Below are 19,459 nucleotides of genomic sequence, written 5' to 3'. Positions count from 1 at the left end.
ACGTTCCACGTAGGCGACCTCATCATTAGTTGCTAAACTTCATCAACTCAAGCAAGAGAACCGTCATGGACAAGTCCGCCGCCATCCTCATCGTCGACGATTACCTCCTGATCCGCACCCATGTGCGCCAGGTGCTGGCCGAGCTCGGGTTCCTGAACGTGCTCCAGGCCGATAACGGCAAGACCGCGCAGGACCTGATGCGCAAGCAGCAGATCGACATCGTGGTCGGCGACTGGGGCATGCCGGTGATGAGCGGGATCGACCTGCTCAAGTGGATGCGCGCCGATCACCGCTACACCACCACGCCGTTCATGATGCTGACCGCCGAGACCAATCCGCAATCGGTGCGCACCGCGCTGCAGGCGGGCGTGAACGCCTACATGATCAAGCCCTTCACGGTGCACAGCTTCGCCAGCAAGTTCATGGCCATGCTGGGCGTGACGCTGGAAGCGGCGCCAAACCCCTTCGCGCGGCCTGCGCAACCGGCGCCGAAGCCGAACCCGGCCCCTGCGCCGGAGCCCGCACCTGCGCCGGCCCTGCTGCCCGCATCGAACGTCATCGGCCTGACCGCACCGATCGGCGAGCGCGTGAAGAAATCCACGGTGCTGATCGTGGACGACATCCCGACCAATATCGAGGTGCTGGCCGGGGTGCTGAAGGACGAGTACGCGATCAAGGTCGCGATCAGCGGCAAAAAGGCGCTGGAGATCGCGGACGCCTTCCACATCGACCTGATCCTGCTCGACATCATGATGCCGGCCATGGACGGCTACGAGACCTGCCGCCAGCTCAAAGCCAACCCGAAGACCGCGCATATCCCGATCATCTTCCTGTCCGCGCGCGACGCCAGCGAGGACGTGGTGGCCGGCCTGCGCCTGGGCGCGGTGGACTACGTGTCGAAGCCGGCCGACCCTACCATCCTGAAGGCGCGCCTGTCGGCCCACCTGCTGCTGGCCACCGCCATGCAGGACATCCGGCGCCAGAACGAACTCCTGATCGAGAACGCGCGCCTGCGCGAGGACGTCGAGCGCATCACCCGCCATGACCTGAAAAGCCCGATCGCGGTGGCCCTGCACGGCAGCCAGTCCCTGCTCGCCGGCCAGCTCACGGAACCCCAGCGCGAGCAGGCCCACATGATCGAGACCGCGGCCGAGAACGCGCTCGAGATGATCAACCGGACCCTGGACGTCTACAAGATGGAGCAGGGCAGCTACCAGGCGGCGCTGCAGCTGTTCGACCTGGGCGAGCTGCTGGCGCGGGTATGCAGGCATGTGGCGCTGGCCTGCGACGGCGCCGACGTGGCGCTGCAGTTCGCGCCGCCGGAGGACGTGATGTGCCTGGGCGAGCCGCTGCTGTGCTATTCGATGTTCAACAACGTGCTGAAGAACGCCATCGAAGCCTCGCCCGCGGGCGGCAAGGTCAGCGTCAACATCGCGCCGGGCTACGGCAACCTGCACGTCATGATCGACAACGCCGGCGAAGTCCCGGCCGCGGCGCGCGAGCGCTTCTTCGACAAGTACGCGCCGTCCGACAAGGTCGGCGGCAGCGGACTGGGAACCTACTCGATCCGCCTGATGGCCGAGGTGCAGGGCGGCAGCGTGAGCATGGACACGGGCCACGGCCGCACGCGGCTGACGATCACCCTGCCCTGTCCCTGATCGTCTTCGCGCCGCCGGGCCGCATTCCGTGCACCGGATCCCGCAATTCGCGGCATGCGGCTCGCGCCCGGCGTCCCCCTGCGCGACACTACCGACATGAGCCCTTCACCCTCCAAACCAGCCCGCTTCAGCCTGATGTGGCGCATCTACATCCTGGCCTGGCTGGCCTACGCGCTGTTCCTGTCCTTTGCCGACCAGCTGGACAAGCTGGCCGAAGGCCACTTCGACCTCATGCGCGGCGTGGTCACCTTCGCCGGCCTGCTGCCTTCCGCCCTGCTGCTGTCGCTGGCATGGCCGCTGACCGGCATCCTCGAGCGCAAGGAGTACGGCCTGCTCAGGGTCCTCGGCATCCACGTCGTCGCGGCCATCGCCTTCGCGCTGCTCGCGCAGGGGACGTTCTGGGTGCTGTTCCCCGTCAACCGGTCCATCAACTGGTATGTCTGGCCGCTGCTCTACCACGTCATGACCTACCTGCTCGGCGCCGGCATCTTTCACCTGATCCGCGCGGGCGAAAAGGCGCACCGCCAGGCGCTGGCGATGAAGGACGCGCAGAACCTGGTGATCGCGTCCGAACTGAGCGCGCTGCGCAACAAGCTCAATCCGCATTTCCTGTTCAACACCCTGCACTCGATCATCGCCCTCACCCAGCGCAATCCGGCGGCGGCCGAGACGGCGCTGTTCCAGTTTTCCGACATGCTGCGCTATGTGCTCGACACCGAGCGCACCGGCAGCGACCGCGTAACGCTGGACGCCGAACTCGATTTCGTGCGCGACTACCTGGAGCTGGAACAGCTGCGCCTGGGCGAGCGCCTGCACGTCGAGTGGGACCTGGACGCGGACGCGGGCGACCATTCGCTGCCGGCGCTGTCGCTGCAGCCGCTGGTGGAGAACAGCATCAAGCACGCCTTCAATCCGCACAGCCGTCCCGGCGTGCTGCAGATCCGTACCCGGCGCGACGCCACCACCGGCGTCTTGACCATGACGGTGCGCGATACCGGCCCCGGCGCCGACCCGGCCACCATCGCCGCCTCGCCCGGCCTCGGCCTGCGCACCGTCGAACGGCGCCTGCAGCTCGACTACGGCAGCCGCGCCGCCATGCGCGTGCAGAGCGCGCCGGGCGCGGGTTTCTGTGTCTCCGTCACCATTCCAGCCGTCCGCGAGGAGCTCGCCGCATGACATCGACCACCGCTTTCTTCGCCGAGGACGAACCGCTGGCGCGCGACGTGCTGCGCGACGCCATCTATGCCCATCCCGGCCTGCGCCTGATCGGCGAAGCGGCCGACGGCGCCAGCGCGCTGGCCCGCATCACCCAGCTGCGGCCCGAGGTCGTGTTCATGGACATCCAGATGCCGGAGATGACGGGCCTGGAGGTGCTGCGCCGGCTCGACTACCTTCCCAGGATCGTCTTCACCACCGCCTACGACCAGTACGCGGTGACGGCGTTCGAGCTGCATGCGGTGGACTACCTCTTGAAACCCTTCACCGGGGCGCGCTTCACGCAGGCGGTGGAGCGGCTGCTCGAAGGTCCCGTGCATGCGCGCGAGACCGTCGAGAGTGCGCTCACCCAGGCAGCGCAGGCGCCGGCGCGCCTGGAACGCATCCTGGTGCGCGACCGTGGGCGCATCTTTCCGCTGTCGATCGGCGAGATCGAATACATGAAGGCTGATTCCAAGTACACGGTGATCGCGGCGCGCGGGCAAAGCTTCCTGGTTCGCATCGGCATCTCGGAACTCGAAGCCCAGCTCGACCCAGCGCGCTTCGTGCGCATCCACCGCTCGGCCCTGGTCAACCTCGACTTCGTCGAGTCGATGCGCGCGGACGAACAGTCGCAGCTGCAGATCCACATGCGCGATGGGACGGTGCTGGGGGCGAACCGGGATGCGTCGAAGGTGTTGCGGGATATGGCGATCTGAATCTGGCGTTCGGAACAGACGCAAGGAGCAGAGCGCGCTGAGCTGCTTGAGCCAGGGTCGGCCAAATGTTCTTAACTTGGCGGCATTGCTTCCAGCGCGTGCGCCGCGGCCAGCACGCCATCCAGGACCTTGTCCGCCACTGCGGCTGAGAAGCCATCCGGAAGCTCGCTGCGGACCTTCTCCACGACGTCCGTCGTGCGGGCGATGAACTCCTGGATCAGCGGCTCCGCGTTATCACCGTAACCGACCTTTCTCGCGGTGCTGTTGAAGTGCCGCCGTTGGATGTCACGCGCCAGGTAGTGGCGGTTCTTGCCGAGGAGGGCCATCGCCATTTTGACGTCGTATTCCGACCACTGGTTGGGGCCCGGGCCCATGACGGGATAGGCCGACATCACATCGTAAATGGGTGTCAGCTTGAAGCGGCCAGTTCCGGCCAGCAGCTGGATACTGAAGTTCTTGGCGTGGCCGTCCGGCGCGCGCATCATCCAGAACAGCAACTGCGACGCCATCAGCGTGCGCATGTCCTCTTTGGCCTGCTGCGACTGCTGGACCAAAGTGAAAATTTGCTTCAGGCCCGGGCCGCCTTCATTCTCGTACTTCACCAGAGGCGACACGCCGGTGGCCTGGCAGAAATCTTCCTGGACGAGCCGGAACAGATGCCGGCCATTGGCCGCGCGCACCCGGTCGAAGCGCTCGACGACGAGGACACGCTGCTTGCCGAAGGCAGCAATCTCGGCGTTCGCCGTCGGCAAGCCGAATTCCTTGAACAGTCGCAGGCAGAGCCACTCGTTGTCGACCGAGGTCGAGAAGTCAGCTTTGCGACCGCCGACCAGCCCGATTGGAAGCTTGAAGATATGCGTCGTCGGCGTCGCTCCGCGCGGCTTCATCCATTTGCCGTCCCACCACAGGAATGCGTCCTTTTCTTGCGCGCCCGCCAGGGAAATCCGGAAGTCGTCATCCGGGTCCTGCGGGCCGCCGCGCTGGTCTGGGTTCACCACATCCAGCAGGTGGCGCTCGATGGCTTCGTCATCGACGACAGTGCCGTCCACGTGGTCAAGGCTCTCCGGCTGCGCGCCATCCGGCAGCAGCTGCAGGGCGCCAACGCAGTCCCGGCCGATGGCGGCCAGCAGGTCGAACGCGTCGATGGAGCCCGTCTTGAACCGGGCCGCAACCCGTCTGCGAATTGAATCGCTGTCGGGCAAGAGGCCTTCGAAGTAATGGGAGACACGGGCTCCCTTTAGCGGCTCATTGTGCAGGTTGAAGGGTAGCGACAGCGAGATAGGACGCCCGCGCGCCGAGGCGCACCAGCCGGCATCGTACTGCAGCTCCGAGTTTCCAGCGGCGTTGACCGTCCAGCGGCCGACATACTCTCCATTGGCCCAGAGATTGAGGGTTTGGCTGTGCGAGCGACGTCCCACGATCACCACTCCGCCGAGCTGCTGGCTGCCGACGTTTCCCGCTCGCCGAGTTTGAGCTCCAGCTCCAGTGCCGCGCACCAGCTGAGCAGCTGCTTGACGCTGATTTCCTCGGGGTGATTCTCCAGGTGTGAAAGGCGGTTCTGGCTGATCCCGACATAGCCTGCCACCACAGCTTGCGTGATTTTGTGCCGTTTACGCGTAGTCTTGAGGAGCTGCCCGAGGTGTGATGCCGTCGAGAGTGCGTGGTGGCTGGATGCGAAAGACATGAGAAAATATCCGTTATTCAGATAACATCACTTTATCTGATTTTCAGATAAAGTCAATATATTCGAATGTCGGATAAAACTTATTTATCCGATATTCGGATAATGGCAGACCCTGACTAACAGGTAATCGTCGATTTTTCCAGGTCAGCGAAATGCCTACACAAGGCAGGCGTTCACAGAGGCCGCTGCGCCCTGCTGTCAGCAAAGGAACGCGGCACCGCACCGATCTGCTGCAGCACGCCCAGCCGGTCCGCCTGCAGCCAGGCGCGCACGATCAGGCCGTCGCGGATCTGGTAGATGACGTGGCCTTCCTGCGTCACCCGGTTGCTGCTGGGCGGCAGGCCGATGAACCAGCCGCCGTGGTTGGCGTGGAAGGTCCAGCGCAGCGCCACGCGGTCGCCTTCGCCGAACAGGTCGTGCAGCTGGAAGCGCACGCCGGGAAAGCCGGTCAGCACGGTCTCGATGGTGGCGCGGAATTCGCGTGGACCGCGTTCGCCGCGCGGGCCAAGGAAATCCGGCGCGACCAGTTCTTCGATCCGATCCAGCCGCCGCGCATTGATGCATTCCTCGTACAGGGTGCGAACCAGCTGCTTGTTGCATGCGACGGTACTCAGGCCATTGTTCACCACTTCCTCCAGGACTTGCCAATCGATGAAGGCGAGTGTAAAACCTCAAGTTAACTTGAGGTCAAGAGGAACATCATGGCGAAGATCGATCCGGCCGACCTGGCGCGGCCGCTGACGGTGGGCGAACTCGCGCAGCGCAGCGGCGTGGCCGTCTCGGCCCTGCACTTCTACGAATCGAAGGGCTTGATCCGCAGCGTGAGGAGCAGCGGCGGCCAGCGCCGCTACGGCCGCGACGTCCTGCGCCGGGTTGCGGTGATCAAGGTGGCGCAGCGCATCGGCATCTCGCTGGCCTCGATCAGCGCCGCGCTGGCCGCGCTGCCGGACGAGCGCACGCCCACCGCCGCCGACTGGGCCCGCATGTCGCGCCTGTGGCGGGCGGAGCTCGACGAGCGCATCACCCAGCTCACCCGGCTGCGCGACCAGCTCGATGGCTGCATCGGCTGCGGCTGCCTGTCGATCAAGGCCTGCAAGCTGCGCAATCCTCTCGATGAACTGGCCGATCAAGGTAGCGGGGCGCAACTGCTGTAGACTTGCCAGATTCGCCAGCCGGGAGCCGCAATGCCCCTCGTCGTCCACGGTCATCCCTTTTCGTCCTACACGCAAAAGCTGCTCGTCGCCCTGTACGAGAACGATATCCCCTTCGACTTCCGCAGCCTCGGCCCCGACACGCCGCAGCACGTGAACGAATGGCTGGCGCACTGGCCGCTCGCGAAATTCCCGATGCTGACGGACGGCCAACGCCGCCTGGTCGAGACCAGCATCATCATCGAATACCTGGAGCTTGCCCATCCGGGACCGGTTCGCCTGTTGCCGGACGATCCGATGGCGGCGCTCGACGTGCGCTTCCTCGACCGCTTCTTCGACCTCCACGTGATGGCGCCGATGCAGGCGGCCGTGGCGGGCGCGCTCCCGGGCGATGCAATCAAGCGCGAAGAGGCGCTGGCGCGGTCCGCGCAGCTGCTCGAGCGCGCCTATGGCTGGCTGGAGTCGCAGCTGGCTGATAAAACCTGGGCCGTGGGCGAAGACTTCACGCTGGCCGACTGCGCGGCCGCGCCTTCGCTGTTCTACGCAGACTGGGTGCACCGTATTTCAGAAAAATATCCACGCCTGGCCGCCTACCGCGCACGCCTGCTGGCCCGGCCGTCGTTCGCCCGCGCGGTCGACGAAGCGCGACCTTACCGGAATCTGTTCCCGCTGGGTGCCCCCCAGCATGACTGAGCGCACGCCTGAGCGTTTAATCTGTGATTAATCCAGCTTCCATAGGCTTCTTCCAACGCAACAAATTTGGAAGAAGTTCATGTCCTCTGTTTTCGCTGATGCACACACCCTGCTCCCGCCGGCAGCGCGCGGCGCGGCGCGCCCCGAGCATCGCATCGAGACCGTGCCGCGCGGCGACAGCCGGCGCGCCGGCCTCGAAGCCTTCATCGCCGCCACCTTCCTCGCCACCTACGGCGCCCGCCTGGAGCACTTCAGCGACACCCTGATCGGCATCCGCGGCGCCGGCGGCGAATGGATCGCGGCGCTCGGCTACACGCTGGCGGCCTGTGGTCCGACCTTCCTCGAGCAGTACCTGGACGCGCCGCTGGAGCAGGAAATCGCCGCGCGCACCGGGCAGGCCGTCGAACGCGCCGGCATCGTCGAAGTCGGCAACCTGGCCGCCGCCCACGCCGGCGCGGCGCGCGCCCTGATCGTGCGCACCACCCACCTGTTGTACAACCTCGGCCTGCGCTGGGTCGCCTTCACCGCCACCCCGAGCCTGCTGAATTCCTTCGGCCGCCTGCGCCTCCAGCCGCAGCTGCTGGCGCCGGCCGACCCGGCGCGCCTGCCCGACGGCGGGCGCCACTGGGGCAGCTATTACCACACCCACCCCCACGTCATGTTCGGCGACATCTCCTATGGCCACGACCAGCTTTCCTGACATCCCCTTCGACCGTTTCCCCGCCGGCCGCGCCCTGCTGTCCGACGGCGTCCACGATCTCGATCACGCAGCGCTGGACGAGCGCATCGCCCGCCTGCGCACCGCGCTGGCGCTGCGCAGCCGGCCGGGCGCGCCGGTCGCGATCCTGGCCGACAACAGCCCGGAATGGCTGGCGGTCGACCTGGCCACCCAGCGCGCCGGCCTGACCCTGGTGCCGCTGCCGCTGTTCTTCACGCCGGCCCAGTGGCAGCACGTGATCCAGGCCAGCGGCGCCCAGGCCCTGTTCTGCGCCGACCCGCTCCAGGGCGCCGCCCTCGGCTTCACGGAGCTGATCGATTGCGGCGGCCCGCTGGTGCTGTGCCAGCGCCCCGCAGCCGCCTCCACCGCCGTTGCGGCGGAACTGGACGGCGTGCAGAAGATCACCTTCACCTCCGGGACCACGGCGGCCCCGAAAGGCGTATGCCTCGGCAGCGCCCAGCAATGGGAGGTGGCGCGCGCCCTGCACCAGGGACTCGGCGCGCTGGGCATCGAACGCCACCTGTGCCTGCTGCCCTTCGCGGTCCTGCTGGAAAACATCGCCGGCCCCTACACCGCCCTGCTGAGCGGCGCCACCACGATCTGCCCGCCGCTGGCCGAGGTCGGCCTGAGCGGCGCCAGCGGCTTCGATCCGCAGCGCTGCCTGGATGCGATCGCGCGCTACCAGGCCGGCAGCGTGATCCTGCTGCCGCAGATGCTGGCCGCCCTGGTGGCCGCCGCCGCGCCGGGCGACCCGCGCCTGGCCAGCCTGCGCTTCGTCGCCGTCGGCGGCGCGCGCACGCCGGCGCGCATCCTGGCCACCGCGCGCGAGCGCGGCATCCCGGTGTTCGAGGGCTACGGCCTGTCCGAGTGCTGCTCGGTGGTGGCGCTGAACCTGCCGGGCGCGCTGCGCGACGGCAGCGTCGGCCGCCCGCTGGCGCACCGCGCGCTGCGCATCGCCCAGGACGGCGAGATCGAGGTGCGCTGCCCCGCCGCCCACTACCTCGGGCAGCCGCGCGCGGGCGGCGGCTGGCTCGCCACCGGCGACCTCGGCCACCTCGACCAGGACGGCTACCTGCATATCGATGGCCGCAAGAAGGACATCCTGATCACCGGCTATGGCCGCAACGTGTCGCCCGAGTGGCCGGAGTCGGCGCTGCTCGGCACCGGCCTGGTGGCGCAGGCGCTGGTGGTGGGCGAGGGCCAGCCCTGGCTCGGCGCGCTCCTGGTGCCGGCGCGCGCCGACCTCACCGCGGCCCAGCTGCAACAGGCGGTCGACCTGGCCAACCGCGAACTGCCGGACTACGCGCAGGTGCGGCGCTGGGCGCCGGCCGCCCCCTTCACCCCGGCCAACGGCCTGGCCACCGCCAACGGCCGCCCGCGCCGTCCGCTCATCCAGCAGCAGTACGCGGACCGCATCGCCACCCTTTTCGACCAGACGGAGCACGCATCGTGACCTTTTTCGACCAGCTCAAGGCAGACACCGAGCAGGAACGGCAGCAGCTGTTTTCCATCCCCATCATCCAGGACGCCCTGCAGGGCAACGTGACCACGCCGCAGTACATCGCGTTCCTGAGCCAGGCCTATCATCACGTCAAGCATACCGTGCCCCTGATGATGGCCTGCGGCAGCCGCCTGGACGAGCGCCGCGAGTGGCTGCGCCAGTCGATCGCCGACTACATCGAGGAAGAGATCGGCCACCAGGAATGGATCCTGAACGACATCGCGGCCTGCGGCGGCGACGCCGAGGCGGTGCGCCGCTCGCGCCCGCACCCCAGCACCGAACTGATGGTGGCGTACGCCTACCACCAGGTCGACCGCCATAACCCGGTGGCCTTCTTCGGCATGGTGCACGTGCTGGAAGGGACCAGCACCGCGCTCGCCACCCACGCCGCCGACACCATGCGCGGCGCGCTCGGCCTGCCGCCGGAAGCGTTCAGCTACCTCAGTTCGCACGGCAGCCTGGACCTGGAGCATGTAGCCTTCTTCGAAGCCCTGGTGAACCGCCTCGACGAGCAGCGCGACCGCGAGGCCGTGACCCATATGGCGCGCATGATGTACGGCCTGTACGGCAACGTGTTCCGCAGCCTGCCGCGCGGCGACGCCCTGTTCGGGGACGCCGCCTGATGGCCGCCGCGCAGGGCTATCGCGCCGTGATCACCGGCGCCGGCGGCGGCATCGGCGCGGCCATCGCGCGCGCGCTGGCGCCGCGGGCCGCGGCGCTGGTGCTGGTCGGACGCCGCGCCGAGCCGCTCGCGGCGCTGGCCGCGGGCCTGGGCGTGCCGTGCCGGATCGTCTGCGGCGACCTGCTCGACGACCGCACCCTGGTGGAGATCGAGGCGGCGGCGCGCGCCGCCGGCGGCATCGACCTGCTGGTCAACAATGCCGGCGTCAGCGACTTCCACGCCTTCGAGACCCAGTCGCCGGCGCAGATCCGCGCCATGCTCGACACCAACCTGCTGGCGCCGATGCTGCTGACGCGCCGCCTGATCCCGCTGCTGAAGGAAGCGCAGGCGGCGCAGATCGTCAACATCGGCTCGGTGTTCGGCATGCTCGGCTTTCCCGGCTTCGCCGCCTACGGCGCCAGCAAGGCCGGCCTGGCCGGCTTCTCGCAGGCGCTGCGGCGCGAGCTGTCCGACACCAGCGTCGCGGTGCGCCACTTCGCGCCGCGCGCCACCCGCACCCCGATCAACAGCACTGCGGTGGACGCCATGAACCGCGAGCTGCGCACTGCGGAGGACAGCCCCGAGGCGGTGGCCGCCGCCTTCATGGACTTCCTCGGCACGCGCGCCTGGCAGCGTACCCTGGGCGGCCAGGAGCGCTTCTTCGTGCTGGTCAACAAGCTGCTGCCCGGCCTCCCGGACGGCGCCATCCGCAAACAGCTCGCGGTGATCCGCAAGCACCTTCCGACATAAGGAGACCGTCATGACTTTCTTTACCCGATTCCTGGCCGGCCTGATGGCCGCCGTTGCGCTGTCGGCGGCTGCCGCAGTGCCCGACGAGGTCGCGCGCCTGCAGGGCGCCTGGGAACAGGTCAAGTACCAGGTCCCGGCCGCCCAGCAGGAGGCGGGCTTCGAACGCCTGACCGAACAGGCGCGCCAGGTGGCCGCCCAGCACCCGAACAGTGCCGACGTCCTGATCTGGTACGCGATCATCGAATCGAGCTATGCCGGCGCCAAGGGCGGCCTGGGCGCGCTGTCGCACGTGAAGAACGCGAAGAAGAACCTGGAGCAGGCGATCACGCTCGATTCAAACGCGCTGTCCGGCTCGGCCTACACCAGCCTCGGCTCGTTGTATTATCAGGTGCCGGGCTGGCCGATCGGCTTCGGCGACGACAAGAAGGCGCTCGAGAACCTCAGGCGCGGCCTGGCGATCAACCCGGACGGCATCGACCCGAACTTCTTCTATGGCGACTACCTGTTGCGCAAGGGCGACGTCGACGGCGCCGAACGCGCGCTGCGCAAGGCGCTGCAGGCGCCGGCACGCCCGGGCCGCAAGCTGGCCGACGAAGGCCGGCGCGGCGAGATCGGCAAGCTGCTGGAACAGATCGCGGCCAAGCGAAAATAAGCAGGGGAGCAAGCATTGAGGATTCTGCTGGTTGAAGACGATGAACTGCTGAGCAGCGGCCTGCAGCTGGCGCTGCGCCGCGCCCAGTACACGGTCGAGCACGTGGCGACCGGCGAAGCCGCCCTGTCGGCGCTGGCGCACAACGATTTCGAGCTGATGGTGCTCGACCTCGGGCTGCCGGGCATGGACGGCATCGCGGTGCTCAAGGCCTTGCGCGCGGCCACCAACCCGATCCCGGTGCTGATCCTGTCGGCGCGCGACGCCACCCGCGACCGTATCGCCGGCCTCGACCTGGGCGCCGACGACTACCTGATCAAGCCTTTCGAACTCGACGAGCTGCTGGCGCGCCTGCGCGTGCTGGCGCGGCGCCGCAGCGGGCGCCAGGTCAACCAGCTCCAGCTCGGTCCCCTGAGCCTGAACCTGGACAGCCTGAGCGTGAACTGGCACGGCGCGCCGGTGGAACTGAACCGGCTGGAATTCATGCTGCTCAAGCAGATGGCCGAGAACCCGCAGCGCGTGTTCAACCGCGCCCAGCTCGAGGAATCGCTGTACGGCTGGGGCGAAGGCAGCGAGAGCAACACCATCGACGTCTACGTTCACCACCTGCGGCGCAAGCTGGCGCCCGGCGTGGTCAAGACCGTGCGCGGGGTCGGCTACCGCATCGGCGACCTGGCCGCATGAGCCCGCGCCTGTACTCGGGGCGGCGGCGCCTGGTGCTGGCCAGCCTGGCCGGCATCCTGCTGATCTTCGCCGGCATCGGCTTCGGCGCGCACTGGGTGGCGCGCCACGAGTCGACCGAGTTGTTCAGCGCCCGCCTGGCGACGTCGGCGCGGGTGCTGGAGGCGTTGACGGCGCATCAGCTTGCCTCGGCCACGGTCAGCAGCCCGATCGTGATCACGCTGCCGCGCGAGCTGGAAACCAGCACCAGCGATCTCCCTGAAGTGTTCGGCCACCGCTACGAAACCAAGATCGCCTTCCAGGCATGGCGCGACGGACGCCTGCTGGTGAAGTCGGCGGCGGCGCCCATGCATGCGCTGGCGCCGCCGCAGCCCGGCTTTTCCGAGCAGGTCATCGGCGGCGTCACCTGGGAAGTCTTCGTGCTGCGCTCCGGGAACGTCTGGATCATGACGGCCGAGAAGGAAGAGGTGCGCGGCGAGCTGGCCGAAGGCATCGGCATGTCGATCCTGGCGCCGCTGGCGCTGGGCGGCCTGTTGCTGCTGGCGCTGATCAACTTCCTGATCCTGCGCGGCCTGCGGCCGCTGTCGAAGCTGGCCGACCTGATCGCCGCGCGCAAGCCGGAGTCGCTCGACCCGATCGCGCTGCCGGTCGCGCCGGTCGAGCTGATGCCGATCGTGACGGAACTGAACGAACTGATGGACCGCACCCGCGCCGCCATGGAACGCGAACAGCGCTTCCTGGACGCCGCCGCCCACGAGATTCGCACCCCGATCGCGGCGGTCCAGCTGCACCTGGAGAACGCCCAGCGCGCCGCCGACGAGTCCCAGCGCTGCCGATCGATCGAGTCGGCGCTGGCAGGCGCGCGTCGCACCAGCCGCCTGGCCGAGCAATTGCTGACATTCAGCCGCCTCAGCTCCGGCGGCGATGCCGCGCCGCAGGAAACGCTGTCACTGCTGGAAGTCTGCTGCGAGGTGATCGGCGCCACCGAACCGCTGATCGACCGGCGCGGACAGAGCATCGGGCTGGAGGCGCTCGAGGATTGCCGGGTGCGCGGCAATGGCATCCAGCTGCGGCGCATGCTGCAGAACCTGATCGATAACGCCTCTGTCCACGGCACGCCGCACGGCGACGTCCAGGTGACGCTGGCGCGACAGGGCAACCGCGCGCTGCTGACGGTCTCGAACGACGGCGCCCCGATCCCGGCGCAGCAGGTGGCGCGCCTGTTCACCCCCTACTACCGCCTGCAGGGCACGACCCGCGACGGCTTCGGTCTTGGGCTCGCCATCGTCAAGGAGATCGTCGACCAGCACGGCGGGACCATCGCGATCAGGCCGAAGGCGGACGGCCAGGGCACGGTGGTGGAGGTCGGGCTGGGGCTGGTCTGAACGCCGGCTGTTGTAGACTTGCCGGATTCGTTTGTCAGGAGCTGTCCATGTGCCTCGCCGTCTACCCTCCCCGCTGTTCCCGGCGCGCGCCCGCCCGGCACGCCCGGCCATGACGGGCGCGATGCGCCCGGCGGCGCCGCCCCGCGCGCCGCGATCGTGGCGCAGGAACCTGTTGTTCCTCGTCTGCGCGGCACTGGTGTTCCTCATTGTCAAAGGGGTGCTGCCGAAGCCGGCCAAGGTCATCCTGACCAACGTCAGCGCTGAGACGATGCACGCCGTGACCGTGCAGGTCTCGGGGCGCTCATACCAGATCGGCGACCTGATGCCCGGCGTCGTCACCTCCGTGGAGGTCGAGCCGGAAGGCGATTCGCACGTCGAGCTGCGCTTCGGGGCCAATCGCCGGCTCAGGATCGACACCTATATCGCAGCCGGTTCGGGCGACACGGTCATCGCCACCGTGACGCCGGAAGCGGTCGTCACGGTCGATACACGGTCGCCCGCCACGATCTACTAGGCGTCGAGCTGCGGGTCCCGCACCCGTTCCAGCCTGCACCACGAAACGGCCCAGCGGTCGGCCTCGTGGTAGTGCAGGCTGGACGCGTAGATGCCCGGCTCCAGCCACACCAAGACGCCGCTGGCGGGAAGCGCGAGGTCCAGCAGGACGCCCGGCTGGCCGGGCCCCGCGTCGATGGCGGCGAGCGGCCGGGTGGCGTCGCCCGCACTGTTCGGCGCCCACGCCAGCACGGCCGGGCCAGGGTCGATCCGGTAGCGCAGCCCCGCCCCGGCAACCGGCGCAGCCGCTGCGGACACGTGGCGCCAAGCCTGCGCGACATCGTCGTCGCCGTCGGCATACTCGATTTGCGCGAGCAGCACCAGGCTGCGCGACGCGGCGACCTCGATGCGGACATGGCCGGGAGCGGCGCTCCACAAATAGGCGCTGGCGTCCTGCCCGAAGCGATGGATGCCCTCCTGGCCGAGGTCGCGGATCGCGCGGTCGTATTCGCTGTCGGGGGACAGTTCGGCCTGCAGCTTCTTCCCATCCGGACGCACGGCGGTCCAGCGCCCGTCGCCACGCTCGACCGCGGCGCCGGGCCAGCGCGCCACGATCCAGTCCATCAGCGCCGCGCGCCGGCCGGCCGGATCGCTGCAAGCCAGGTACTGGTGTCCGCTGGGCCCGTTGGGCTGCCAGGCCTCGGGCAGCTCGCCCGTGAAGGGGGACCAGTAATGCAGTTCGGTCGCCATCGACGCAGGGAGCGCTTCAGAACCCCGCCACTGCATGAAATCGGCCAGGTTCGCCACCATCACCGGCCCACCCTCGCAGGCGATTTCGTCGTGCCACGCTTCGTTCCTCACCATCCGCCAGCCCCATCAGCTATTGTTAAGAGAACATTATTTGCTTTTCTACCCTGCAGAGCAACACTCGCGTCCAAAACCGCGCAAAGTTGATCCTGCTGCCGGAATCTGCCTTTATAATCGCGGATTTTCCGCCCGATAATTTTCCTGTCCGGAGCCGCCACCGCATGAACACCACGTTGATCGTTTTCGTCGCGCTTTACCTGCTCGGCACGCTGGGTATCGGCGTCTGGGCCGGCTCGCGCATCAAGAACACCACCGACTTCGCCGTGGCCGGCCGCAGCCTGCCCTTGATCATGGTGATCACCACGACCTTCGCCACCTGGTTCGGCGCCGAGACCGTGATGGGCGTGCCGGCCAAGTTCGTGCAGGGCGGCCTGAACGCGATCATCGAAGACCCCTTCGGCGCCGGCATGTGCCTGATCCTGGTCGGCCTGTTCTTCGCCACCAAACTATATAAGCTGAATTTGCTGACGATCGGCGACTACTACCGCCAGCGCTACGGCAAGGGCATCGAGGTGTTCTGCTCGGTGGCCATCATCCTGAGCTACCTGGGCTGGGTGGCGGCGCAGATCACGGCGCTGGGCCTGGTGTTCACGGTGCTGACCAATGGCGCGATGGCGCCGGCCACCGGCATGATCATCGGCACGCTGGCCGTGCTGATCTACGTGGTGGTGGGCGGCTTCCTGGCCGTCGCCATTACCGACTTCATCCAGATGATCGTGCTGGTGGTCGGCATGGCCATCATCGCCTTCTTCGCCGCCGACCTGGCCGGCGGCCCGGACAAGGTGCTGGCGATGGCGCAGCAGGCCGACCTGTGGCGCGTGCTGCCGGAGCCGAGCTTCACCGACATCGTGTTCTTCTTCGGCGCGGCGATCACCATGATGTTCGGCTCGATCCCGCAGCAGGACGTGTTCCAGCGCGTGATGTCGGCCAAGGACGCGCCGACCGCGCGCACCGGCGCCGTGATCGGCGGCGCCAGCTACATCCTGTTCGCCTTCGTGCCGATGTTCATCGTGGCCGCGGCCGTGGTGGTGATGGGCGACTCGGCGATGGAGATCGCGAAGAACGACTACCAGCGCCTGCTGCCGACCTTCATCATGACCAAGATGCCCTTGATCATGCAGATCCTGTTCTTCGGGGCGCTGCTGTCGGCGATCAAGAGCACCTCCTCGGCGACCCTGCTGGCGCCGTCGACCAGCTTCGTCGAGAACATCCTCAAGAACCTGCGTCCGGGGATGACGGACCGCCAGCAGCTGTTCGCGATGCGTCTCACCATCGTGATCTTCGCGGCGCTGGTGCTGATGTATGCGATCGCGATGGAAGGGACCTCGATTTATGAGCTGGTGTCGAGTGCTTACCAGGTGACCCTGGTCGGCGCCTTCGTGCCGCTGGTGATGGGCTTGTACTGGAAGCGGGCGACGACCCAGGGCGCGATCCTGTCGATCGGGGCGGGGATCTTCGTGTGGGTGCTGTTCTTTCCGCAGCTGACCACGTGGGGCGAGGCGTTTCCGGGGCAGCTGGCGGGGTTGCTAGCGGCCTTCGTTGGCATGTTCGCGGGGTCGCTGGCGCCGCAGGTGTTCCAGAATCGGAGTGAGCCGGCGAAGCATATTGCGGGGGCGAGTGCTTGAGTTCTCGCTGCTCTGCGTGAAATTGGGTTCCGGCCTTCGCCGGAAGTCGTAGGCGCCAGTGGCGCGTACGACGGTTTTTCAGCTAGCGAAGAAGACCGAGACCGCTGCGGACTATTCTTGCGTTAGCAGTTGAACGTCGTTCCGGCGCAGGCCGGAACCCAAGCTCTACGCGTACCACCCGCGCCGAACCACCTCCTCCAGCGTCGAATCCAGGCAAACCCCAATCCGCTCCACCATCTCATCGATCTGCCCCACCGTCATCGACAAGGGCGGCGCCACGATCATCCGGTCCCCCACCGCGCGCATGATCACGCCATTGTCGAACATATGCTTCCGGCACAGCATCCCCACCGCCTGCAGCGCCGGAAACGCTTCGCAATCATGCACCGACGCCCCCTTGCGCCGCACCAGGTTCAGCCCCGCCGCCAGGCCGCAGGTCTCGGCGTGCCCGACCAGCGGATGCGCCGTCAATGCGGAAAACCGCGCCTTCAGATGCGGCCCGGTCTCGAGCGCCACCCGCTCCACCAGCCGCTCGGCCTGCAGGATGCGGATGTTCTCCAGCGCCGCGGCGCAGGCGGCCGGATGGCCGGAATAGGTGAAGCCGTGGTTGAAGTCGCCGCCCTTCTCGATCAGGGTGTGCGCCACCCGCGCGCCGACCAGCACCCCGCCCAGCGGCACGTAGCCCGAGGTGACCCCTTTCGCAAACGCGATCAGGTCCGGCTCGAAGCCCATCAGCTGGCAGCCGAACCAGGCCCCGAGGCGGCCGAAGCCGCAGATCACTTCGTCCGACACCAGCAGGATGTCGTACTTGCGGCAGATGCGCTGGATCTCTGGCCAGTAGGTGGCGGGCGGGATGATGACGCCGCCCGCGCCCTGCACCGGCTCGCCGATGAAGGCGGCGATTTTTTCGGGACCGACTTCGAGGATCTTCTCTTCCAGCCAGCCGGCTGCATGCAGCCCGAACGCTGCCTCGCTCATGCCGCGCCCGTCCTCGGCGTAGTTGGGCTGGCCGATGTGATCGAAGCCGGGAAGCGGCAAGCCGCCCTGCGCGTGCATGCCCGCCATGCCGCCGAGTGACGCCCCCGCCAGCGTGCTGCCGTGGTAGGCGTTGCGGCGGCTGATGATGACCTCGCGCTCCGGCTTGCCGGCCAGCTGCCAGTAGCGCCGCACCATGCGGACGATGGTGTCGTTGGCTTCCGAGCCGCTGCCGGTAAAGAAGACGTGCTGGAAGCCTGTCGGAGAGAGCTCGGCCAGCAGTGCGGCCAGCTTCACGGCCGGGACGTTGGTGGTGTTGAAGAAGCTGTTATAGAAGGGCAGCTGCAGCAGCTGGGCGTGGACCGCGTCGGCGATGCTGGCGCGGCCGTAGCCGGCGTTCACGCACCACAGGCCGGCCATGCCGTCGATGATCTTCTTGCCGTCCGAGTCCCACAGGTAGACGTCGTCGGCGCGCACGATCACGCGCGCGCCCCGTTCCCTCAGCGCGGCGTGGTCGGTGAAAGGGTGCAGGTAGTGTGCGGCATCCAGCCGCTGCAGCTCTTGCGTGTCATAAGTCTCCGGCGCTGCGATCCGCAGCGAGGAGACCAGCGAATTGGTGGTCATGATTGGCTCCCATGTTCAATGGACCCAATCGATCACACGTGGAGCAGCAGGTGTTCCCGCTCCCACGGACTGATGACGCGCATGAACTCCTGGTGCTCGAGGTCCTTCACCGCAGAGTACACGTCGATGAATCGCTCGCCCAGGACATCGCGCAAGCGGTCTTCGCGGCGCAGCAGCGTGATCGCCTCGGACAATCCCTGCGGCAGCTCGACCGGCATGTTGTAGGCGCTGTCTTCCACCATCGCGCTCGGCTCGACCTGTTCGGTCATGCCGAGGTAGCCGCAGGCCAGCGTTACCGCCAGTGCCAGGTAGGGATTGGCGTCGGCGCCGATCACGCGGTTTTCCACGCGCCGGTCCTGGGCGCCCGACACCGGCACGCGGAAGCCGACCGTGCGGTTGTCCTGGCCCCACTGCAGGTTGATCGGCGCGGCCGAGTGGCGCACGATGCGGCGGTAGGAGTTCACGTAGGGCGCGATGATCGCCATCGCGGAGGGCATGTAGCGCTGCAGGCCGCCGATGTAGTGGCGGAAGGTGGGCGAGGCACTGCCGTCCGGGTTGCTGAAGATGTTGTTTCCCGTGTTCGCATCGACCACGCTCTGGTGCACGTGCATCGCCGACCCCGGCTCGTCGGCCATCGGCTTGGCCATGAAGGTCGCGTACATCTCGTGCTTGAGGGCCGCTTCGCGCAGCGTGCGCTTGAAGTAGAAGACCTTGTCGGCCAGGCCCAGCGGGTCGCCGTGCAGGAAGTTGATCTCCATCTGGCCGGCACCGATCTCGTGGATCAGGGTGTCGACGTCGAGGTTCATCATCTCGCAGTAGTCGTAGATGTCCTCGAACAGCGGGTCGAATTCGTTCACCGCGTCGATGCTGTAGACCTGGCGGCTGGTCTCGGCGCGCCCGCTGCGGCCGACCGGAGACGAGAGCGGCAGGTTGGGGTCGATGTTCTTCGCGGTCAGGTAGAACTCGAGCTCGGGCGCCACCACCGGCTTCCAGCCGCGCTTGGCGTAGAGCTTGAGCACGCGGCGCAGCACGCTGCGCGGGGCGAAGTCGACCAGTTCGCCGTCGGCGAAGTAGCAGTCGTGGATGACTTGCGCGGTGGGGTCGACAGCCCAGGGCACCATGGTGATGGTGGTGGGGTCGGCCTTCAGGATCATGTCGCGGTCGGTGGCCGCGATGGCGCGGTTGTAGGAGTCGTCGCGTTCCGGCGTGTTGCCGGTGACGGTCATGCCCAGCACCACTTCGGGGATGCGCATGCCGCGGTCTTCGGTGAACTTGATGCGGGGGAGGATCTTGCCGCGGGCCACGCCGGTCAGGTCGGGCACCAGGCATTCGATTTCGGTGACCCGTTTCGCGTTGAGCCACTCCTCCATGTCGGTGTAGGAAAAATTGTCGCGGATTGCCATGATATTGCCTTTTCTCTGTCTGTCTTTTA

At 67.4% G+C, this 19,459-nt stretch carries 20 protein-coding genes; 14 read left to right on the top strand and 6 right to left on the bottom strand.

Annotated features, from left to right (window positions below; translation table 11 throughout):
• The first annotated feature begins 65 nt into the window (after window positions 1-65).
• The 3 genes from LQ564_RS01060 to LQ564_RS01050 are packed head-to-tail and all read left to right on the top strand — an operon-like array spanning window position 66 to window position 3,571.
• Window positions 66-1,658 (top strand): response regulator, encoded by a 1,593-nt coding sequence (locus tag LQ564_RS01060; RefSeq protein WP_231056243.1) that lies wholly within the window; start codon window positions 66-68, stop codon window positions 1,656-1,658.
• A 54-nt stretch (window positions 1,659-1,712) separates the two neighbouring features.
• The gene (locus LQ564_RS01055) at window positions 1,713-2,834 is read left to right on the top strand and encodes a sensor histidine kinase (RefSeq protein WP_231056242.1); all 1,122 of its coding nucleotides are present in this window, start codon (window positions 1,713-1,715) and stop codon (window positions 2,832-2,834) included.
• The gene (locus LQ564_RS01050; protein WP_231056241.1) at window positions 2,831-3,571 is read left to right on the top strand and encodes a LytR/AlgR family response regulator transcription factor; all 741 of its coding nucleotides are present in this window, start codon (window positions 2,831-2,833) and stop codon (window positions 3,569-3,571) included. Before LQ564_RS01055 ends, LQ564_RS01050 begins: the two co-directional genes overlap by 4 nt.
• 71 nt (window positions 3,572-3,642) lie before the next feature.
• Here the strand turns inward: LQ564_RS01050 and LQ564_RS01045 are convergent, their stop codons facing one another.
• From LQ564_RS01045 to LQ564_RS01035, 3 genes are all read right to left on the bottom strand, one after another.
• Window positions 3,643-4,989 (bottom strand): type II toxin-antitoxin system HipA family toxin, encoded by a 1,347-nt coding sequence (locus LQ564_RS01045; RefSeq protein WP_231056240.1) that lies wholly within the window; start codon window positions 4,987-4,989, stop codon window positions 3,643-3,645.
• A 2-nt stretch (window positions 4,990-4,991) separates the two neighbouring features.
• The gene (locus LQ564_RS01040; RefSeq protein WP_231056239.1) at window positions 4,992-5,255 is read right to left on the bottom strand and encodes a helix-turn-helix domain-containing protein; all 264 of its coding nucleotides are present in this window, start codon (window positions 5,253-5,255) and stop codon (window positions 4,992-4,994) included.
• A 173-nt stretch (window positions 5,256-5,428) separates the two neighbouring features.
• A complete protein-coding gene (locus tag LQ564_RS01035) occupies window positions 5,429-5,881 on the bottom strand; it encodes an ester cyclase (protein ID WP_231056238.1) in 453 nt (150 codons plus the stop codon).
• Window positions 5,882-5,956: 75 nt separating this feature from the next.
• On the opposite strand from LQ564_RS01035, the gene soxR reads away from it, so the two are divergent.
• The 10 genes from soxR (at window position 5,957) to LQ564_RS00985 (ending at window position 13,958) form a co-directional block, all read left to right on the top strand.
• A complete protein-coding gene (gene soxR, locus LQ564_RS01030; RefSeq protein ID WP_231056237.1) occupies window positions 5,957-6,409 on the top strand; it encodes a redox-sensitive transcriptional activator SoxR in 453 nt (150 codons plus the stop codon).
• Between the two features lie 30 nt (window positions 6,410-6,439).
• The gene (locus tag LQ564_RS01025) at window positions 6,440-7,099 is read left to right on the top strand and encodes a glutathione S-transferase family protein (RefSeq protein WP_231056236.1); all 660 of its coding nucleotides are present in this window, start codon (window positions 6,440-6,442) and stop codon (window positions 7,097-7,099) included.
• A 79-nt stretch (window positions 7,100-7,178) separates the two neighbouring features.
• Entirely contained in the window at window positions 7,179-7,799 is a 621-nt protein-coding gene (locus LQ564_RS01020) for a thermostable hemolysin (protein WP_231056235.1), read from the top strand.
• Complete coding sequence (locus tag LQ564_RS01015) at window positions 7,777-9,270, top strand: AMP-binding protein (protein ID WP_231056234.1); 1,494 nt, start codon at window positions 7,777-7,779, stop codon at window positions 9,268-9,270. Before LQ564_RS01020 ends, LQ564_RS01015 begins: the two co-directional genes overlap by 23 nt.
• Window positions 9,267-9,941, top strand: coding sequence for an iron-containing redox enzyme family protein (locus LQ564_RS01010; protein ID WP_231056233.1), 675 nt, complete (start codon window positions 9,267-9,269; stop codon window positions 9,939-9,941). Before LQ564_RS01015 ends, LQ564_RS01010 begins: the two co-directional genes overlap by 4 nt.
• Complete coding sequence (locus tag LQ564_RS01005) at window positions 9,941-10,729, top strand: SDR family oxidoreductase (protein WP_231056232.1); 789 nt, start codon at window positions 9,941-9,943, stop codon at window positions 10,727-10,729. The genes LQ564_RS01010 and LQ564_RS01005 overlap by 1 nt, the downstream gene beginning before the upstream one ends.
• A 10-nt stretch (window positions 10,730-10,739) precedes the next feature.
• Window positions 10,740-11,381: a tetratricopeptide repeat protein gene (locus tag LQ564_RS01000; RefSeq protein ID WP_231056231.1), complete on the top strand. Its 642-nt coding sequence runs from the start codon at window positions 10,740-10,742 to the stop codon at window positions 11,379-11,381.
• 15 nt (window positions 11,382-11,396) lie between these two features.
• Window positions 11,397-12,062, top strand: coding sequence for a response regulator (locus tag LQ564_RS00995; protein WP_231056230.1), 666 nt, complete (start codon window positions 11,397-11,399; stop codon window positions 12,060-12,062).
• A complete protein-coding gene (locus LQ564_RS00990; protein WP_231056229.1) occupies window positions 12,059-13,444 on the top strand; it encodes a sensor histidine kinase in 1,386 nt (461 codons plus the stop codon). Before LQ564_RS00995 ends, LQ564_RS00990 begins: the two co-directional genes overlap by 4 nt.
• 196 nt (window positions 13,445-13,640) lie before the next feature.
• Entirely contained in the window at window positions 13,641-13,958 is a 318-nt protein-coding gene (locus LQ564_RS00985; protein WP_231056228.1) for a hypothetical protein, read from the top strand.
• Here the strand turns inward: LQ564_RS00985 and LQ564_RS00980 are convergent.
• Window positions 13,955-14,800: a hypothetical protein gene (locus tag LQ564_RS00980; RefSeq protein WP_231056227.1), complete on the bottom strand. Its 846-nt coding sequence runs from the start codon at window positions 14,798-14,800 to the stop codon at window positions 13,955-13,957. The genes LQ564_RS00985 and LQ564_RS00980 overlap by 4 nt on opposite strands.
• A gap of 164 nt (window positions 14,801-14,964) precedes the next feature.
• On the opposite strand from LQ564_RS00980, the gene LQ564_RS00975 reads away from it, so the two are divergent.
• Window positions 14,965-16,428 (top strand): high affinity choline transporter 1, encoded by a 1,464-nt coding sequence (locus LQ564_RS00975; RefSeq protein ID WP_231056226.1) that lies wholly within the window; start codon window positions 14,965-14,967, stop codon window positions 16,426-16,428.
• A gap of 165 nt (window positions 16,429-16,593) precedes the next feature.
• On the opposite strand, the gene LQ564_RS00970 is transcribed toward LQ564_RS00975, so the two are convergent.
• The gene (locus tag LQ564_RS00970) at window positions 16,594-18,027 is read right to left on the bottom strand and encodes an aspartate aminotransferase family protein (protein WP_231056225.1); all 1,434 of its coding nucleotides are present in this window, start codon (window positions 18,025-18,027) and stop codon (window positions 16,594-16,596) included.
• A gap of 32 nt (window positions 18,028-18,059) precedes the next feature.
• Window positions 18,060-19,430 carry a glutamine synthetase family protein gene (locus tag LQ564_RS00965; protein ID WP_231056224.1) on the bottom strand — a complete coding sequence of 457 codons (1,371 nt, stop codon included), beginning with the start codon at window positions 19,428-19,430 and terminating at the stop codon, window positions 18,060-18,062.
• Between the last annotated feature and the right edge of the window lie 29 nt (window positions 19,431-19,459).

It is taken from the genome of Massilia phyllostachyos (genome assembly GCF_021044825.1).
Lineage (GTDB): Bacteria > Pseudomonadota > Gammaproteobacteria > Burkholderiales > Burkholderiaceae_D > Telluria > Telluria phyllostachyos.
The sequence above is the reverse complement of the archived record's forward strand: the minus strand, read 5'-3'. Positions and strand labels throughout refer to the sequence as shown.